Origin of the sequence: Paenibacillus alginolyticus DSM 5050 = NBRC 15375, assembly GCF_000422905.1 — a bacterium.
GTDB lineage: Bacteria > Bacillota > Bacilli > Paenibacillales > NBRC-103111 > Paenibacillus_E > Paenibacillus_E alginolyticus.
Map to the genome: position 1 here is coordinate 1 of NZ_AUGY01000216.1, position 1,598 is coordinate 1,598.

General features: G+C 48.2%; 1 protein-coding gene. It reads right to left on the bottom strand.

Annotated features, from left to right (window positions below):
* Positions 1–175 precede the first annotated feature (175 nt).
* Positions 176–1,489, bottom strand: a complete 1,314-nt coding sequence (locus tag G519_RS0138220; protein WP_029199011.1) for an IS1380 family transposase — start codon at positions 1,487–1,489, stop codon at positions 176–178.
* Positions 1,490–1,598: the final 109 nt, after the last annotated feature.

Genomic DNA, 1,598 nt, shown 5'->3' on the forward strand with positions numbered 1-1,598 from the left:
CCTGAATTGCGAAAGTCCGGCATATAAAGCCTTGTGAACAAAGTCGACTGGAACAATGTGGTAATTATGGGTTTGAGTCAGGCGAAGTTGTCTTCATGAAGGCTATTGTGGGCATACTTTCCCCCTCCCCAAGTAACGGGCTAAGAGCAGGTTCCATTTCAATTTTTGGTAATTGTCATTCCAGCGTGGCTACTTTTCGTAACATACGCTCCAGTGGTCGTTTCCCATGAAACTCCTGTGCAAGCTTTAAGATCGTCTGGCGGCTATGTTGCACGATGACACCCACACAGGCTACGAATTCCCGTCGGAACCTGTTAATGGTATATCCCACATGGATCGATTCGCAGCAATCCCTTTTGAATCGTTCAAACAGATTGTACGTGAGCAGCTTCAACGTCAGGTCAACTTCGTTTGCATCAAAGTTGCCTGTCGAGATCCGATCGATGGCGAAGCCATGCTTTGCCTCTTTGATGTAGTTCTCCATGCAGCAGCGTTGGTTGTAGAATCGCCATACATCTACTGACTCCCAGCTCTCTGTTGTAACCATCGCTTCATACTGCCAATAGAGCTCCATCAGCTCTGGCTGCTCCATGAGAAGCTGGTCACCTTCACAACGTTGAGCCTTTCGAATCACGACCACACGTCGGAGCTTATCCCAAGAGGTTGCTTGGTAAAACAGAACTATCCCTTCGATGACCCAGTTTTCATCAACGTAGCGTTTCCAGTATCGGCACTCAGAGACTTCCTTCTGCAAGCGTTCGGTCCACTTCAATTTGCCGACGTACCCGATGTTCTTGGACTCCAGCAAGGAGTAAAACGCTTCACCGCCGAAGCCTTTATCGAATCGGGCATAGCGGGCGGAGCGGTCACCGAGTAGTTCTAATGTTTGATTCATAAACCCAACCACATCGTGAGAAGAGTGGGTGTTCCCTGGACGCAGTACGGCATTGAGGCAGAGACGGGATTTTCCTTCGTACACAAGGAGAGGATGATAGCTCTTTCGGCCACGCTTATGAGAGTTAACACCAACAGCCGCGCCTTTCTGATGGCCATAGACCGTTTCGACTGTGGAATCCAAGTCCAGTATGAGAGAATCAGGCAGGCATGGCGAAATGATGTTCATGTTCAGTTGCTTCAGTTCCGTGACCACTGCGGATTTAGACTTACCCAGTCGCAGCAGTTCCTTGTTCAGCAAGGAGTGGTGAGGACAGCGACCACCCAGGAAACGCTGAATGAGGTGATCTTTCTGTAAACTTCGGAAATGAAAGAGCCTCTGACAACCGAGCATCCAGCCGATGATGAAATAGAGAAGGATCCGGGGTAATGAGAAGACGGAATTGGACTGCTTGAGGCCAGATAGCTTCGCGAAAGCCTCAGTCAGGCGGATTCGCTCTAAGTATTCTAGGAACGCTTTGCCTCCTGCCACACTTGTTCCATTTTGTAACGAAAATTCGGTCTTGATTTTTGAAATTTCTCTGGTAGACTTCACCTTATGGGTGCTCCTCTCTTTGGGTGATGTTGTTCTCGTCAAACACCATTCTACCAAAGATTTGGGCACTTTTTCATATTTTCAAAGAGCGTTACTTTCGAAATTCAGG